This window comes from Pseudomonas sp. S04 (assembly GCF_009834545.1).
Classification (GTDB): domain Bacteria; phylum Pseudomonadota; class Gammaproteobacteria; order Pseudomonadales; family Pseudomonadaceae; genus Aquipseudomonas.
On record NZ_CP019427.1, the window covers coordinates 4,658,179 to 4,671,866 of the forward strand.

The 13,688-nt window shown below is 61.7% G+C and carries 13 protein-coding genes; 8 read left to right on the plus strand and 5 right to left on the minus strand.

What is annotated here, in order from left to right; all coding sequences use genetic code 11:
* Positions 1-28: 28 nt before the first annotated feature.
* Both PspS04_RS20630 and PspS04_RS20635 read right to left on the minus strand, forming a co-directional pair.
* The gene (locus PspS04_RS20630; protein ID WP_159997486.1) at positions 29-1,390 is read right to left on the minus strand and encodes a sensor histidine kinase; all 1,362 of its coding nucleotides are present in this window, start codon (positions 1,388-1,390) and stop codon (positions 29-31) included.
* A complete protein-coding gene (locus tag PspS04_RS20635; protein WP_095170354.1) occupies positions 1,377-2,099 on the minus strand; it encodes a response regulator transcription factor in 723 nt (240 codons plus the stop codon). The genes PspS04_RS20630 and PspS04_RS20635 overlap by 14 nt, the downstream gene beginning before the upstream one ends.
* A gap of 207 nt (positions 2,100-2,306) precedes the next feature.
* On the opposite strand from PspS04_RS20635, the gene PspS04_RS20640 reads away from it, so the two are divergent.
* The 4 genes from PspS04_RS20640 to PspS04_RS20655 all read left to right on the plus strand — a co-directional run bounded on the left by PspS04_RS20640 (position 2,307) and on the right by PspS04_RS20655 (position 7,038).
* A complete protein-coding gene (locus PspS04_RS20640) occupies positions 2,307-5,057 on the plus strand; it encodes a response regulator (protein ID WP_159997488.1) in 2,751 nt (916 codons plus the stop codon).
* 71 nt (positions 5,058-5,128) lie between these two features.
* The gene (locus PspS04_RS20645; RefSeq protein ID WP_159997490.1) at positions 5,129-6,118 is read left to right on the plus strand and encodes a 2-hydroxyacid dehydrogenase; all 990 of its coding nucleotides are present in this window, start codon (positions 5,129-5,131) and stop codon (positions 6,116-6,118) included.
* A gap of 81 nt (positions 6,119-6,199) precedes the next feature.
* Positions 6,200-6,634 (plus strand): hypothetical protein, encoded by a 435-nt coding sequence (locus PspS04_RS20650; RefSeq protein ID WP_159997492.1) that lies wholly within the window; start codon positions 6,200-6,202, stop codon positions 6,632-6,634.
* Positions 6,634-7,038 carry an META domain-containing protein gene (locus PspS04_RS20655; RefSeq protein ID WP_095170358.1) on the plus strand — a complete coding sequence of 135 codons (405 nt, stop codon included), beginning with the start codon at positions 6,634-6,636 and terminating at the stop codon, positions 7,036-7,038. The genes PspS04_RS20650 and PspS04_RS20655 overlap by 1 nt, the downstream gene beginning before the upstream one ends.
* Positions 7,039-7,096: 58 nt before the next feature.
* Here the strand turns inward: PspS04_RS20655 and PspS04_RS20660 are convergent, their stop codons facing one another.
* Positions 7,097-7,564 carry a TlpA disulfide reductase family protein gene (locus tag PspS04_RS20660; RefSeq protein WP_159997494.1) on the minus strand — a complete coding sequence of 156 codons (468 nt, stop codon included), beginning with the start codon at positions 7,562-7,564 and terminating at the stop codon, positions 7,097-7,099.
* 116 nt (positions 7,565-7,680) lie between these two features.
* Here PspS04_RS20660 and arsC point away from each other — a divergent pair, with 116 nt between their 5' ends.
* The 4 genes from arsC (at position 7,681) to PspS04_RS20680 (ending at position 11,123) form a co-directional block, all read left to right on the plus strand.
* Complete coding sequence (arsC, locus tag PspS04_RS20665) at positions 7,681-8,034, plus strand: arsenate reductase (glutaredoxin) (protein WP_159997496.1); 354 nt, start codon at positions 7,681-7,683, stop codon at positions 8,032-8,034.
* Positions 8,031-8,654, plus strand: a complete 624-nt coding sequence (gene wrbA / locus PspS04_RS20670) for an NAD(P)H:quinone oxidoreductase (RefSeq protein WP_095170361.1) — start codon at positions 8,031-8,033, stop codon at positions 8,652-8,654. Before arsC ends, wrbA begins: the two co-directional genes overlap by 4 nt.
* On the plus strand, positions 8,647-9,072 hold the full coding sequence (locus PspS04_RS20675) for a DUF2069 domain-containing protein (protein WP_095170362.1): 426 nt from the start codon (positions 8,647-8,649) through the stop codon (positions 9,070-9,072). The genes wrbA and PspS04_RS20675 overlap by 8 nt, the downstream gene beginning before the upstream one ends.
* Before the next feature lie 498 nt (positions 9,073-9,570).
* A protein-coding gene (locus tag PspS04_RS20680; RefSeq protein ID WP_194240661.1) for an IS3 family transposase occupies positions 9,571-11,123 on the plus strand; the annotation gives its coding sequence in 2 pieces (ribosomal slippage) (positions 9,571-10,033 and positions 10,033-11,123; 1,554 coding nt in all).
* 321 nt (positions 11,124-11,444) lie between these two features.
* Here the strand turns inward: PspS04_RS20680 and PspS04_RS20685 are convergent.
* Positions 11,445-12,749: an IS4 family transposase gene (locus PspS04_RS20685; RefSeq protein ID WP_159994352.1), complete on the minus strand. Its 1,305-nt coding sequence runs from the start codon at positions 12,747-12,749 to the stop codon at positions 11,445-11,447.
* A gap of 258 nt (positions 12,750-13,007) precedes the next feature.
* The gene (locus PspS04_RS20690; RefSeq protein WP_159997498.1) at positions 13,008-13,679 is read right to left on the minus strand and encodes a DNA-3-methyladenine glycosylase I; all 672 of its coding nucleotides are present in this window, start codon (positions 13,677-13,679) and stop codon (positions 13,008-13,010) included.
* Positions 13,680-13,688 lie beyond the last annotated feature (9 nt).

The following is a 13,688-nucleotide window of genomic DNA, read 5'->3' on the forward strand; positions in this document are numbered from 1 at the left end:
AGCAGCTATTACGCTGTCGAGCGCCCGATCAGACGGCAGAGGGATGAGCCAGCAGGCGCAGGTGCAGGCACAATCCCCCTCCGGTGTTCTGCGCCCACAACTGCCCGCCCTGGCGTTGCACGGCATTCCTGGCAATGCTCAAGCCCAGCCCGAAACCGCCATTGCCCGGGCGCGAGCCGTCGAGGCGGGTGAAGGGCAGGAAGATCCGTTCCAGGTCGGCCTCCGCCACCCCACCGCCCTGATCCTCCAGCCAAAGGTGCCAGAACTCGCCGTCACGGCGACCGTCGAGGCGTACGCAGGCGCCCTCGGGGGAATGCCGGATGGCGTTGCGCAGAATGTTTTCCAGGGCCTGGGCCAAGGTGTTGAGGTTGCCGCGCACCCAACACTCAGCGTCGACCGCGCATTGCAGTTGGGTACTGGGCCAGGCACTTTCGTAGCAGGCGTTTTCCGTGAGCATTTCCCACAGCGCCTGCACCTGGATTGCCTCGTCCGGCAGGGGCGCACGCTCGGTATCGAGCCAGGCCAGTTGCAGGGTGTCTTCGACCAGGCGCTGCATGCCATCGACTTCACGGCCGATGCGGTCACGCAGTTGCGCCAGGTCCTGTTCGCTTTCGCTGGCCACTCGCAGGCGACTCAGCGGGGTGCGCAGTTCATGGGACAGGTCACGCAGCAACTGCTGTTGCAGCGCCACCGTGCTTTGCAGCCGTTCGGACATATGATCGAAGGCGCGCCCCAGTTCACCCAACTCATCCTTGCGATTGGTGGTCTGGCTCGACAGGCGCACGCTCAACTGGTCCGCCCGCCAGGCATTGGCCTGCTCGCGCAGATTGTTCAGCGGTACCACCAGCAAGCGGTACAGCCCCACGCACAGGAGCAGGGTGAACAGCCCGGGAATCACCCCGTTGGTGATCACCCGCCAGAACACTTGGTAGCGCCCAGGCATGAAGCGCTTGGGCAATTCGAGCACCAGGCTGCCGACGCTCGAGTCCTGGGGAAAGGGAATACGCAGCCCGGGCAGGCGCTTGGCGTGGATCGGCCACTCCATGTCACGCAAAAACGTCAAACGCTGGATTTCCGGAGCGGTGAGTTCATGGCTGCTCAAGGATTGCAGCTCATTACTGATGACCCCCACCCAGCCTTTCTCACGCTGAGCCATGCCCTGCAGCCAGGCATCAACGCCGGCGCGCTGGCCCTGTTGCCAGGCTTGCTCGGCCTCGGCGGCGTAGCCCATGAGGGTAGCCCGGGCCTCGTGGGACAGAAACTGGTTCTGCTTTTCCATGTAGCGGCCCCAGGACCAGCTCAGCCAGATCATCAGCAGGCAGAAGGCAACCAGCAGGCACGCCAGTTTCCAGAACAGCGAATGTTTGCCGGGGAGGTCAGACCACTTCATCGACGGCGCTCAAGACGTAACCTTTGCCCCACACGGTGCGCACTTCGCGCTCGCTGTAGCCGATGGCCTTGAGCTTGCGCCGGATCTGGCTGATGTGCATGTCCAGGCTGCGGTCGTGGGGTGCGTAGCCGCGTTGCAATACATGCTGGTAAAGGAAGGCCTTGCTCAGGACTTCGTCGCCATTGCGGTTCAGGGTTTCCAGCAGCCGGTACTCACTGCGGGTCAGGCCAGCCCACTGCTGGCCAAAATGCACATCGCACAGTTCGTCGTCGAACCGCAGGCTGTGGGCTTCCGTATTGAGAGTCGGTGGCACGTGGCGGCGGTCCAGGGCCACCCGCCGCAGGATGGCTTCAATGCGCACGCGCAATTCGGCCATGCTGAACGGCTTGGGCAGGTAGTCGTCGGCGCCCAGGCGAAAACCGCTGATGCGATCCGCTTCCGCGCCCAGCGCGGACATCAGCAGCACGGGCGTCGAGTCACTGGTACGCAGGTCGGTCAGTACCGCCAGGCCGTCCATGCCCGGCAACAGGATATCCATCAACACCACGTCGAAGGCCTGGGCACGGGCCAGCGCCAGCCCTTCCTTGCCGTTCTGGCACCAGGTGACCTGGAAACCACAACGTCCCAGGTGCTCATGCACATAAGCGCCGAGCACAAGGTCGTCTTCAATCGCCAGGATCCGGGGAGAGCCAACAGGTACGGGAGTCATTAGCTTCTGCAAGTAATTCTCAATCAGTGATTATTCAAGATTGCCCGGCCATGAGCAACCCGCGCGGCTGCCCGACGTCACGCAGCTGTCGGCGGTGCCGGGCAATTTGCCGAGATTGCCTGCCTGCAAATCGCTACACTGCGCAGGTATTGCGTGCCAGATAGGCGCATCGATGATCGATGAACGACGTAAGAGCAGGAGAGTGGCGTGCTGAAGAAAATGGGGATCAAAGGTCGCGTGCTCCTGCTGACCTTGCTGCCGACCAGCCTGATGGCCCTGGTCCTGGGTGGTTATTTCACCTGGATGCAGCAGTCCGACCTGCAGACCCAACTGCTCAAGCGCGGAGAAATGATCGCCGAACAACTGGCACCGCTGGTGGCGCCAGCAATGGGCCATCATAACGAAGAGTTGCTGGAACGCATCGCCACCCAGTCGCTGGAACAACAGGACGTGCGCGCCGTGTCGTTCCTCGCCCCTGACCGCAGCCCTGTGGCGCACGCCGGCCCCTTGATGCTCAACCCGGCACCGACCGGCGACAACTCGCACCTGCTGCGCCGCTCCGGCAGCGATGCCACCCGCTACCTGCTGCCGGTGTTCGGCAAGCACCGCAACCTGGCCGGCGAAGTGATCCCCGATGAAGCCGATCGCCTGCTGGGCTGGGTCGAACTGGAGCTGTCCCACAACGGTATGTTGCTGCGCGGTTATCGCAGCCTGTTCGCCAGCCTGCTGCTGATCGTCGGAGGGCTGATCTGCACCGCCCTGCTCGCCCTGCGCATGGGCCGCACCATCAACAACCCGCTCAACAGCATCAAGCAGGCCGTGGCCCAGCTCAAGGACGGCCACCTGGAAACCCGTCTGCCCCCGCTGGGCAGCCAGGAACTGGATGAACTGGCCTCGGGCATCAACCGCATGGCCAGCACCCTGCAAAATGCCCAGGAAGAATTGCAGCACAGTATCGACCAGGCCACCGAAGACGTGCGCCAGAACCTGGAGACCATCGAGATCCAGAACATCGAGCTGGACCTGGCGCGCAAGGAAGCCCTGGAAGCGAGCCGGATCAAGTCCGAATTCCTCGCCAACATGAGCCACGAGATCCGCACCCCGCTCAACGGCATCCTCGGCTTTACCCACCTGCTGCAAAAGAGCGAACTTACGCCGCGCCAGCTGGATTACCTGGGGACCATCGAAAAGTCCGCCGACAGCCTGTTGGGGATCATCAACGAGATTCTCGACTTCTCGAAAATCGAGGCCGGCAAGCTGGTGCTCGACAGTATTCCGTTCAACCTGCGCGACCTGCTGCAGGACACCCTGACCATCCTCGCCCCCGCCGCTCACGCCAAGCAGCTGGAACTGGTGAGCCTGGTATACCGCGACACGCCGCTGTCGCTGGTGGGGGATCCGCTGCGCCTCAAGCAGATCCTGACCAACCTGGTGAGCAACGCCATCAAGTTCACCCGCGAAGGCACCATCGTCGCCCGCGCCATGCTGGAAGACGAGTTCGAAGACAGCGTGCAACTGCGCATCAGCATTCAGGACACCGGCATCGGCCTGTCCAACCAGGATGTCCGAGCCCTGTTCCAGGCCTTCAGCCAGGCCGACAACTCCTTGTCCCGACAGCCCGGCGGCACGGGGCTGGGGCTGGTGATCTCGAAGCGGCTGATCGAACAGATGGGTGGCGAGATCGGGGTCGACAGCACCCCGGGCGAAGGCTCGGAATTCTGGATCAGCCTGAGCCTGCCCAAGACTCGCGACGACATCGAGGACCTACCGGCCCCGCCACTGTTGGGACGTCGCGTCGCAGTCCTGGAAAACCACGAACTGGCGCGCCAGGCCTTGCAGCACCAATTGCAGGACTGCGGCCTGGAAGTCACCCCGTTCAACACCCTGGAAAGCCTGGCCAACGGCGTCACCATTGCTCATCAGACCGAGCAGGCGATCGACCTGGCGGTCCTGGGCATCACCTCCAACGACATGCCTCCGGAGCGGCTCAACCAGCACATCTGGGACCTCGAGCACCTGGGCTGCAAGGTGCTGGTGCTGTGCCCGACCACCGAACAGACGCTGTTCCACCTCTCGGTGCCCAACCCCCATAGCCAGTTGCAGGCCAAGCCGGCCTGCACCCGCAAGTTGCGCCGGGCTTTGTCCGACCTGGTCACCCCACGCCAGGTGCGCAGTGAACCTGGCGAGCCGCTGTCCAGCCGTCCCCCCAAAGTGCTCTGTGTGGACGACAACCCGGCCAATCTGTTGCTGGTGCAAACCCTGCTCGAAGACATGGGGGCCAAGGTCCTGGCGGTGGAAAGTGGTTACGCGGCGATCAAGGCCGTGCAGACCGAAACCTTCGACCTGGTGCTGATGGATGTACAGATGCCCGGCATGGACGGGCGTCAGAGCACCGAAACCATTCGCCAGTGGGAAAGTGAACGGCATTGCACGCCGCTGCCGATCGTCGCCCTCACGGCGCACGCCATGGCCAACGAAAAACGCGCGCTGCTGCAAAGCGGCATGGATGATTACCTGACCAAGCCCATCAGTGAGCGCCAACTGGCGCAGGTGGTATTGAAGTGGACGGGACTGGCGCTGCGCAATCATGCGCCGGAGCGCGCCGACACCTATGGCAGCACCAGCGACCTGCTGGTACTCGACCCGGATGAAGGCCTGCGCCTGGCCGCCGGCAAGGCCGACCTGGCCGCCGACATGCTGGCAATGCTGCTGGCGTCTTTGGAGGCTGACCGCGAGGCGATTCGCGTGGCCCGCCAGAGCCATGACCACAATGCCTTGATCGAGCGGGTCCACCGCTTGCACGGCGCCACGCGTTATTGCGGGGTACCGCAGCTGCGCGCGGCCTGCCAACGCAGTGAAACCCTGCTCAAGCAGCAAGACCCCAAGGCCCATGCCGCGCTGGAAGAACTGGAACGCGCGATCAACCGCCTGGCCCTGCAAGCCCGGATCAGCGCCTGATCCAGGGCAATGGCGCCGGGCGCTCGAGGGATTAAACTCAACCTTTTGCCCGTCGATTCCAGGAGGACCGCATGCGCACCATTCTCTTCAGCAGCCAGACCTACGACCGCGACAGCTTTCTCGCCGCACCGGCCAACGCCAGTATCGAGCTGCACTTCCAGGCTGCACGCCTGAGCCTGGACACCGTGGCCCTGGCCGAGCGGTTCGAGGTGGTCTGCGCCTTTATCAATGACGACCTCAGCGCGCCGGTGCTGGAGCACCTGGCGGCTGGCGGCACCCGCTTGATCGCCCTGCGCTCGGCCGGCTACAACCACGTCGACCTGGCGGCCGCCAAGCGCCTGGGCCTGAGCGTGGTCCGCGTGCCAGCCTACTCGCCCCATGCGGTGGCCGAACATGCGGTGGCGCTGATCCTGGCGCTCAACCGGCGCCTGCACCGCGCCTACAACCGCACTCGCGAAGGCGACTTCACCCTGCACGGGTTGACCGGCTTTGACCTGTACGGCAAGACAGTGGGAGTCGTCGGCACCGGGCAGATTGGCGCTACGTTCGCCAAAATCATGGCTGGCTTCGGCTGCCAGTTGCTGGCCTATGACCCCTACCCCAACCCTGAAGTGCAAGCTCTCGGCGCACGCTACCTGCCCCTGGCTGAATTGCTCGCCGAGGCACAAATCATCAGCCTGCACTGCCCGCTGACCGCCGACAGCAAGCACCTGATCAACAGCCAGTCACTGGCGCACCTGCAACCCGGGGCCATGTTGATCAACACTGGACGCGGCGCCCTGGTGGACACCCCGGCGCTGATCGAAGCCCTGAAAAGCGGACAGTTGGGCTACCTGGGGCTGGACGTGTATGAAGAAGAAGCCCAACTGTTCTTCGAGGACCGCTCCGACTTGCCCTTGCAGGACGACGTCCTGGCGCGATTGCTGACCTTTCCCAATGTGATCATCACCGCCCACCAGGCGTTCCTCACCCGCGAGGCCCTGGCGGCCATTGCCGCGACTACGTTGCAGAACATTACCGAGTGGGCCGCAGGTACCCCGCAAAACCGCGTCGAAGGCTGAGATTGGCTGATCGAAGGTCACATCCACGGGCCATGGGCGAGGGTTTCGCGTGCTAGCATATCGGCCATATTTGGAGGACCCATGGTCGAACACGATTTCCGCTATAGCCTGATGAACCCGCAACACACCCTGATCGAATGCCGCACCCTCGCGCCGGGGCGTTATCAAGTCACCGGCAACGGTGGCTCGATTCGCGCCGACGACGTGTTGCTGGTCACCCTCAAGGGCAGCAAGGACTTGTCCATGCGCCTGACCGTCGAGAATGTGCGTCACCTGCTCAAGCCGATGGGCCAGTGGGTTGCCATGGCCAGCGGTCCGGTGTTCGGGGAGTTGGCGATCCACAGCTGGCAGGTCAACTGCGACAGCTGCGCCAAGGAGCTCAAGTTCGAGTTCGCGGTCGACACCTCACACGGTATCAAGGCCGAAAAGCCGGCCGCCACCGCGCGGATCGCCGAACTGGGCTGGACCACCGCTGGCGAGAAGCACCTGTGCCCGAAATGCCAGGAGCCCGCGTGATGAAACACCTAGTGCTGGCCGGGATGGCGGCTGTGGGCTTGTTGGGGTGCGCGGCCGAGCCGATGAAACTGCAACAGGAGCGCAGCTACATCCTGGAGTGGATTGGTGAGCGTCCGCTGATCGACAGCAGCCACCTGACCATCACCCTGGGTGAAGACGGCCGGGCCTACGGCAACGGTGGCTGCAACCATTGGTTCGCCCCCTACACCCTGGACGGCAACCAACTGAGCTTCGGCAAAGTCGGCAGCACCCGCAAGCTGTGTGCACCGGCCTTGATGGAGCAGGAAAGACGCTTCCTGCAGGCGCTGGAAACCGTGCAACGCTGGGACATCTCGCCCATCGAGCAAGTACGCTTCTGGCCCGCCACCGGCAAACCCCTGCGCTGGTGGCCGGAAGAAGGCTGACCGGCCGATGATCGTTCCCACGCCCCGTGGGAACGATCAAGTGACACCAAGCGCCGCTTCAGTTCTTCGCTTGCAACGCTTGCAACTTGGCGATCACCCCCGCCGCCGTCTGCTCGCCCATCAACTGCTCACGCACCTTGCCCTTGTCGTCGATGATGTAGGTCACCGGCAGCGCTTCGCTGCGCGGTAATTCAAAACGTTCGGCCGGATCCTGGGCCAGGACGGTAAAGTCGATGCCCAGTTTGTTGCTGGCGCTCTTGAGTTCCTCGCCCTGCACGTTGTCGAAGTTGACCCCGAAGACATTTATCTTCTGACTCTTGAGCTGTTCGGCCAGGGCGTTGAGCTCAGGGATCTCGGTCCGGCAGGGGCCACACCACTCAGCCCAGTAGTTGAGCACCAACCATTTACCGTCCAGGCGCTCCGAGGCCACCTTCTGGCCCAACTGATCGGTGCCGTAGTCGTAACCACAGCCTGCCAGCAGCAGGGTGGTGAAAAGTGCCAATGCCGCGCTCAATCGCCTTGTCATGGGGCTGATCCTTACTCGATAAATAAATTGCGCTGCGACCCATTGCCCCTGAAGGTTCTGGACTGCTCGCCGCACAGGTAGAATAGCCGCCACCTTACGCAAGATGCGACCCGCTCATGACCGATCTGACGCTTTATCACAACCCGCGCTGCTCGAAATCCCGCGGTGCGCTGGAACTGCTGGAGGCCCGCGGCCTGACGCCGACCGTGGTGCGCTACCTGGAAACCCCGCTCAATGCCGAGCAGTTGCACGGCCTGCTGGGCAAACTGGGCATCAGCGCCCGGCAATTGCTGCGCACCGGTGAAGACGAATACAAGAGCCTGAACCTGGCCGATGGGAACCTCAGCGAGGCACAGCTGATCGCCGCCATCGCCGCCCACCCCAAGCTGATGGAACGCCCGATCCTCGAAGTCGGCGACCAGGCCGTGATCGGCCGGCCGCCAGAAAAAGTACTGGAGATCCTGCCGTGAGCGCGCCGTACATCCTGGTCCTGTATTACAGCCGCAATGGCTCGACCAATGAAATGGCCCGGCAGATCGCCCGCGGCGTCGAACAGTCCGGCATGGAAGCGCGTCTGCGCACCGTGCCGGCGATTTCCAGCGAATGCGAAGCCGTGTCGCCGGATATCCCTGACGAAGGCCCGCTGTATGCCAGCCTCGACGACCTGAAACACTGCTCGGGCCTGGCCCTCGGCAGCCCGACCCGCTTCGGCAACATGGCGGCACCGCTCAAGTACTTTCTTGACGGTACCAGTAACCTGTGGCTGACCGGCGCCCTGGTGGGCAAGCCAGCCGGGGTGTTCACCTCGACTGCCAGCCTGCATGGCGGCCAGGAAACCACCCTGTTGTCGATGATGTTGCCCTTGCTGCATCACGGCATGCTGATCACCGGCCTGCCCTACAGCGAGTCGGCCCTGCTGGAAACCCGTGGCGGCGGCACGCCCTATGGCGCCAGCCATCACGCCGGGGCCGACGGCAAGAGCGGCTTGAACGAACATGAAGTGGCGCTGTGCCGGGCCCTGGGCCTGCGCCTGGCGAAAACTGCACAGCAACTTGCCAGCGTCCAGCCAATGGAGAACCACCGTGGCTAAAAAGCCCAAGATCCTGCCGGCCATCGAGTGGCTGGAGCCACGCGTGCGGATCAGCCGCACCGCCAGCCTGCTGTGCTTCTTCGCCCTGGTCGGCCTGCTCTGCGCCTACTACCTGGTGTTTGCCGACCTGCACGGCGCACGACCCTGGGTGATCCTGTTGATCGAGCTGGTGCCCTTGCTGTTGCTGGCGCCGGGGATGATCAGCGGCAGTGCGCGCGGACACTCATGGATGTGCTTTGTGGTGAACCTGTACTTCATCAAGGGCGCGATTGCCGCCTTCGACCCCAATCGCCAGGTGTTCGGCCTGCTGGAAATGGGCGCCAGCCTGGCGCTGTTCTGCTCGGCTTTGCTGTATGTGCGCTGGCGCTTCCAGCTCAACCGCAAGCTGGCGGGAGAAGGCGAAACCTGCGCCGCCTGACAGGACCCTATCGCGGCATAGGTATCTACACAACTGTGGTGCGACGTTGCACCTGTGGGCCTCTGGGGTGTTGGATTAGACCGAGTACATATCCATTTCTTCGGTAACGGCCACTTATGGTTCCGCTCTGACAGCGGCTCACTTTTGAGAGCGCAAAAGTAAGCAAAACGCTCTTGCCCCACCACTCGGTGCCTCGCTTAGGCTCGGCATGCCCGTACTCCGACATTGATTTGGGGGGCCGCCGCAATGGGCCCTCCCTGGCCCAGTGCGGCTAAACCGGCGTCCTGCCGGTTTACCCCCCAAATCAATATCGGACTCCGGCCAGCGTGGTTAACGGGCGCCCAGGATCAAAAACAAAGCGAGGCGGCCTTAGAGCCGACCTGATCGTTGGAGCATGCGCGGTGTAGCTTCTACTTCCTAAGACGCTCCCCCGGTGTCAGGGTAGTTGTCGTGTCCTCCGCTTTTTAAAAGTATTCCGGGGGCGGCAAGAGTAAGGTCATGCCTTTCTATTCAGAAGAACGCAAAGCTGCGTTGTTGAAAATGATGCTTCCGCCCCTGAGCCTTTCAGCGTCGGAGGTCGCGCGCCGTGAAGGTTGTAGCGACATGTCTCTTCATTATTGGCGTAAGCAAGCTGCTGCCAGAGGTTCCCAGTTGTCCGAAAACAAGCAGTCGCCTGAAAATTGGTCTGCCGAATCCAAGCTCATGGCAGTCATCGAATCATCAGCTTTGTCGGAGCTGGAGCTGAGTGAGTATTGCCGTCGCAACGGTATTTTCCCTGAGCAAATTGATGGCTGGCGCAAAGCTTTCATTGCCAACAGTACTAATCATTCAGCGCTGAAAAAAGGAATCGCTGGGGAGACCAAGGAGGATAAAAAGCGGATTCGGGAACTGGAGCGCGAGCTGCGCCGAAAGGATGCAGCACTGGCTGAAACAGTCGCATTGCTGGTGCTGCGAAAAAAGCTCAATGCCTACTGGGGGAGCGACGACGAGGTCAATTGACCTTGTTGCCAGAACGGCATCTTCTCGTCGACTGGCTCAACGAAGCCATCACGGCGGGCGCCCGCAGGGCGCCTGCGTGTCTAGAAGTCGGTATTTCGCTACGCACGCTACAGCGCTGGAGCCTGCCCGAAGCAATGTTGGCAGATGGGCGCACCACGACGGTGAGGCCAGTGCCGAGTAACGCCCTGAGTGATCTTGAGCGCCAAGCTATCCTGGTCTTGTGCAACAGCAAGGCCTACGCACATCTGCCACCGAGCCAGATCGTGCCACGGCTCGCTGACGAGGGACGTTACATGGCATCGGAGGCAACCTTTTACCGAGTGCTGCATGCGGCAGATCAGCAGCATCATCGTTCCCGCGCCAAACGCCCGCATCGCCATGAAGCACCCACCACTTACGCGGCGACAGCCGCCAATCAGGTGTGGTCTTGGGATATTACGTACCTGCCGTCGCCGGTTCGTGGGAAGTTTTACTACCTCTATTTGATCGAGGATATCTACAGCCGAAAGGCCGTGGGCTGGGAAGTTTACGAGGCAGAAAGCGGTGAAAAAGCAGCCGTCCTACTGCAACGAAGTGTCACTCGAGAGAAGTGCTGGCGTCAGCCGCTGGTGCTTCACTCGGACAATGGCGCACCGATGAAATCGGTGACGTTACTGACCAAGATGTACGACCTGGGTATCACGCCATCGAGAGGAAGACCTCGGGTAAGCAACGACAATCCTTACTCGGAGTCGCTGTTTAGAACGCTGAAGTACTGCCCGCAGTGGCCGCAGGATGGATTTAGCAGCCTGGATGACGCGCGTATCTGGGTGAGGAATTTTATGGCCTGGTACAACACCGAGCATCGTCATAGCCGAATCCGCTTCGTGACACCCGCCCAGCGCCACGAGGGAAATGACCGGGAAATCTTGGCCCGGAGGGCGGCAATCTATGGGCAAGCGAGAGAAAAAAGGCCTGAAAGATGGTCAGGTGAGACACGCAACTGGAACCCAATCGGGACGGTGTATCTCAACCCCGAAAGGGAGCTGACAGTTGTCGTGAAGGTCGCCTAGCAAGACGGGCGACACGACAACTACCTTGAAAAACGCCGCGCTGACGAAGTCAGCAATCTTTTGATCTGGCTTTGGCTTTGGCTTTTGATCCTGGGGCGCCCCGTTAACCACGCTGGCCGAACGCAGGCTTGAATCCGTGGGTAACCCGGCAGGACGCCGGGTTAGCCGCCCCGCGCCATGGATGGCGCGTGGCGGCGGCCCACGGATTCAAGCCGGAGTGAGGGCACACCGAGCCTAAGCGAGGTGCCGAGTGGTGGGGCAAGAGCCTTTTGCTTACTTTTGGGCTCCTCCAAAAGTGAGCCGCTGTAAAAGCCAGCCCTTTCAAGGTCTTTTGACTTTAGCGGCCTTGAGCACCCGATCCGTCGACACGTGGGCATTCGCGGCTTTGCCTTCAAGCCACTCCTTTGGTTTGGGCACCTTCGGACCTCGTTTACTCTTGACGACCGCTTTGGGCTGGATGTTTCGAGCGAGTGCAAGCAGATACTGAGCCAGCCCTCCTGCGGGGATCGGAATGGATGAGTGTTCTGCTGGCAGGGCTATTTGCATACCCTCGTAACCGCTGCGTACCTGTACCGTCAGGTGGAAAATCGATGCTTCCCAATCGTCGGGCAGGGTCTGGCGATGAGCCTGTTCAACGCTGTGCTTGAGCACGGCCAAGACGTTGTAAGCCAACACGGCCGACGCAAATCCCAGCAGGGCGGCCTTAGGGTTGCCCAAGGTTTCGATTTCGCTGTCCAGCACCGATTCCAGACGCTGGAACATCCCTTCGATGCTCCAGCGACGGCGGTACAAATCGGCGATTTGCTCGGCACTGATGGAGTCGGGCAAGTTGCTCCAGAACAACAGCGTGGTGTCGCCAGATTCGGTGGGGTTTTGCAGATTCAGTTCGACACGCCGCCACTGGCGACCACCTTTGACCTCGATGATTTGCTCGCGCACGCTGCCTACCCCGACCGCGACAGACTCCTGCCAGTCGCTTTCCTTAAGTAGACGTGGATGCTTGCTCGGTTCGCGAATGATGAACGAGGCTCCGGACTCTTCGCAGGCGTCCATGACGGGGAGCGTGCAATAGAGTCGATCAGCCATCCACAGCTGCCCCGCACAGGCTTTTTCCAGCAACGGCAGAACGCTGACGCGCTCACTGGCATAGGCATCTTCACAGGGCTGAAGATCGACGACCTGATCCAGATCGGGGTCGTAAACCACTACTGAAAAACCAGGCCGGGCGGCCCCTCGTTCACGGCGCAAAGCGCCCAGGCGTTTTTCGCTGGAAGGCAGGTGATTGCCGTCGACGACCCGCAGTTGCCAGCCAGGCAAAATGGCTGAGTGCCCCAGCTCTTTTATCGTCGGGGCCAAGCGCTCTGCGCTGCCGGTGACCAGGGCGCGCAGCAGCGCAGGTTCTGTGCGGCTGACCTTGTCATACAGCGCCGCCAAGCTGACGGGAAGATCCTCCATCTGCCGTGCAGCAGCATGTAGCGATGGTCGCAAGCCCAATGAAACAAGGGACATCAGTTCAACGATGGTTGAGAACAGAAGCTCACGCGGGTATTGCCGCTGACGATGTTCTTCGAACACCTGATCGACCCATGTGGCAGGAACAGCCTGCTCCAGTATCACTCTGGTCATGACACTGGCCGGTGTTTTTTTCTCAAACCGCGCTAGAACTTCTGCCCACATCGCTTTCGTCACCCTGACTGGAGTTTTGGGGGATTTTATCAAAGACCTTGAAAGGGCTGGCTGTAAAAGCGGAACCATAGGTGGCCGTTACCGAAGAAATGGATATGTACGCGGTCTAATCCAACATCCTGGCCGGCCCCCAGGTGAGCGAACTTCATGTGGGAGCCGCCGGGTGGCGCTCTGCTTGCCCGCGATTGGAGCGACTGCTCAATGATTGACGGTAAACGCCAGCATCATCGAGATCTGGCACATCGGCCGGCCACTTTCAGCGTGCCACTGGTTGAAGGCGTCCTGCACCGTCGCCAGATCCCGCAGACTGGTGGGGACCTTGTCGATGATCTGCTGGGCATTCAACGCCGCGACCACGTCATAGCTGGGCACAAAGGTGTCCTTGCCGACCATGCGCAAAAACCGCGGCGCCGACAAGCCGCCCATCTGATGCCCGTGCTTGGCCAGGTATTTCCACAGGCCGACGATGTCGGTCACCGGCCATTGGGCGATCAACTCGCCGAAGCTGCCCTTGTCCTTGGCTACATCGAGGATGAACTGGGCGTTGCGCGGCACACTCTTGAGCTTGCCCAGGTGGCGGATGATCCGCGCGTCCTGCATCAGGCGCTCCAGGTGTTCGGCGCCCATCAACACCACCTTGTGCGGGTCGAACTTGAAGAATACCTCCTCGAATGCCGGCCACTTGGCGTCCACCAGGCTGTGCTTGAGGCCTGCACGGAAGACCCGCAGGGCCATGGTCGACAGGTAGCGATCATCACTGATCTTGCGCAATTGTGCCGGGGTCTTGGGGACTGGCAGATGGGCTTCCAGTTCGGCTGCCGAACCAAAGCGGTTCAGACAGTATTCGTGCAGCCACTTGTAATCGCGCATGCCCTCTCC

Coding starts and splice junctions, on each gene's coding strand:
- PspS04_RS20630 (WP_159997486.1), bottom strand. CDS start 1,390: ATGAAGTGGTCTGACCTCCCCGGCAAACATTCGCTGTTCTGGAAACTG.
- PspS04_RS20635 (WP_095170354.1), bottom strand. CDS start 2,099: ATGACTCCCGTACCTGTTGGCTCTCCCCGGATCCTGGCGATTGAAGAC.
- PspS04_RS20645 (WP_159997490.1), top strand. CDS start 5,129: ATGCGCACCATTCTCTTCAGCAGCCAGACCTACGACCGCGACAGCTTT.
- PspS04_RS20650 (WP_159997492.1), top strand. CDS start 6,200: ATGGTCGAACACGATTTCCGCTATAGCCTGATGAACCCGCAACACACC.
- PspS04_RS20655 (WP_095170358.1), top strand. CDS start 6,634: ATGAAACACCTAGTGCTGGCCGGGATGGCGGCTGTGGGCTTGTTGGGG.
- PspS04_RS20660 (WP_159997494.1), bottom strand. CDS start 7,564: ATGACAAGGCGATTGAGCGCGGCATTGGCACTTTTCACCACCCTGCTG.
- arsC (WP_159997496.1), top strand. CDS start 7,681: ATGACCGATCTGACGCTTTATCACAACCCGCGCTGCTCGAAATCCCGC.
- PspS04_RS20685 (WP_159994352.1), bottom strand. CDS start 12,749: ATGACCAGAGTGATACTGGAGCAGGCTGTTCCTGCCACATGGGTCGAT.
- PspS04_RS20690 (WP_159997498.1), bottom strand. CDS start 13,679: ATGCGCGATTACAAGTGGCTGCACGAATACTGTCTGAACCGCTTTGGT.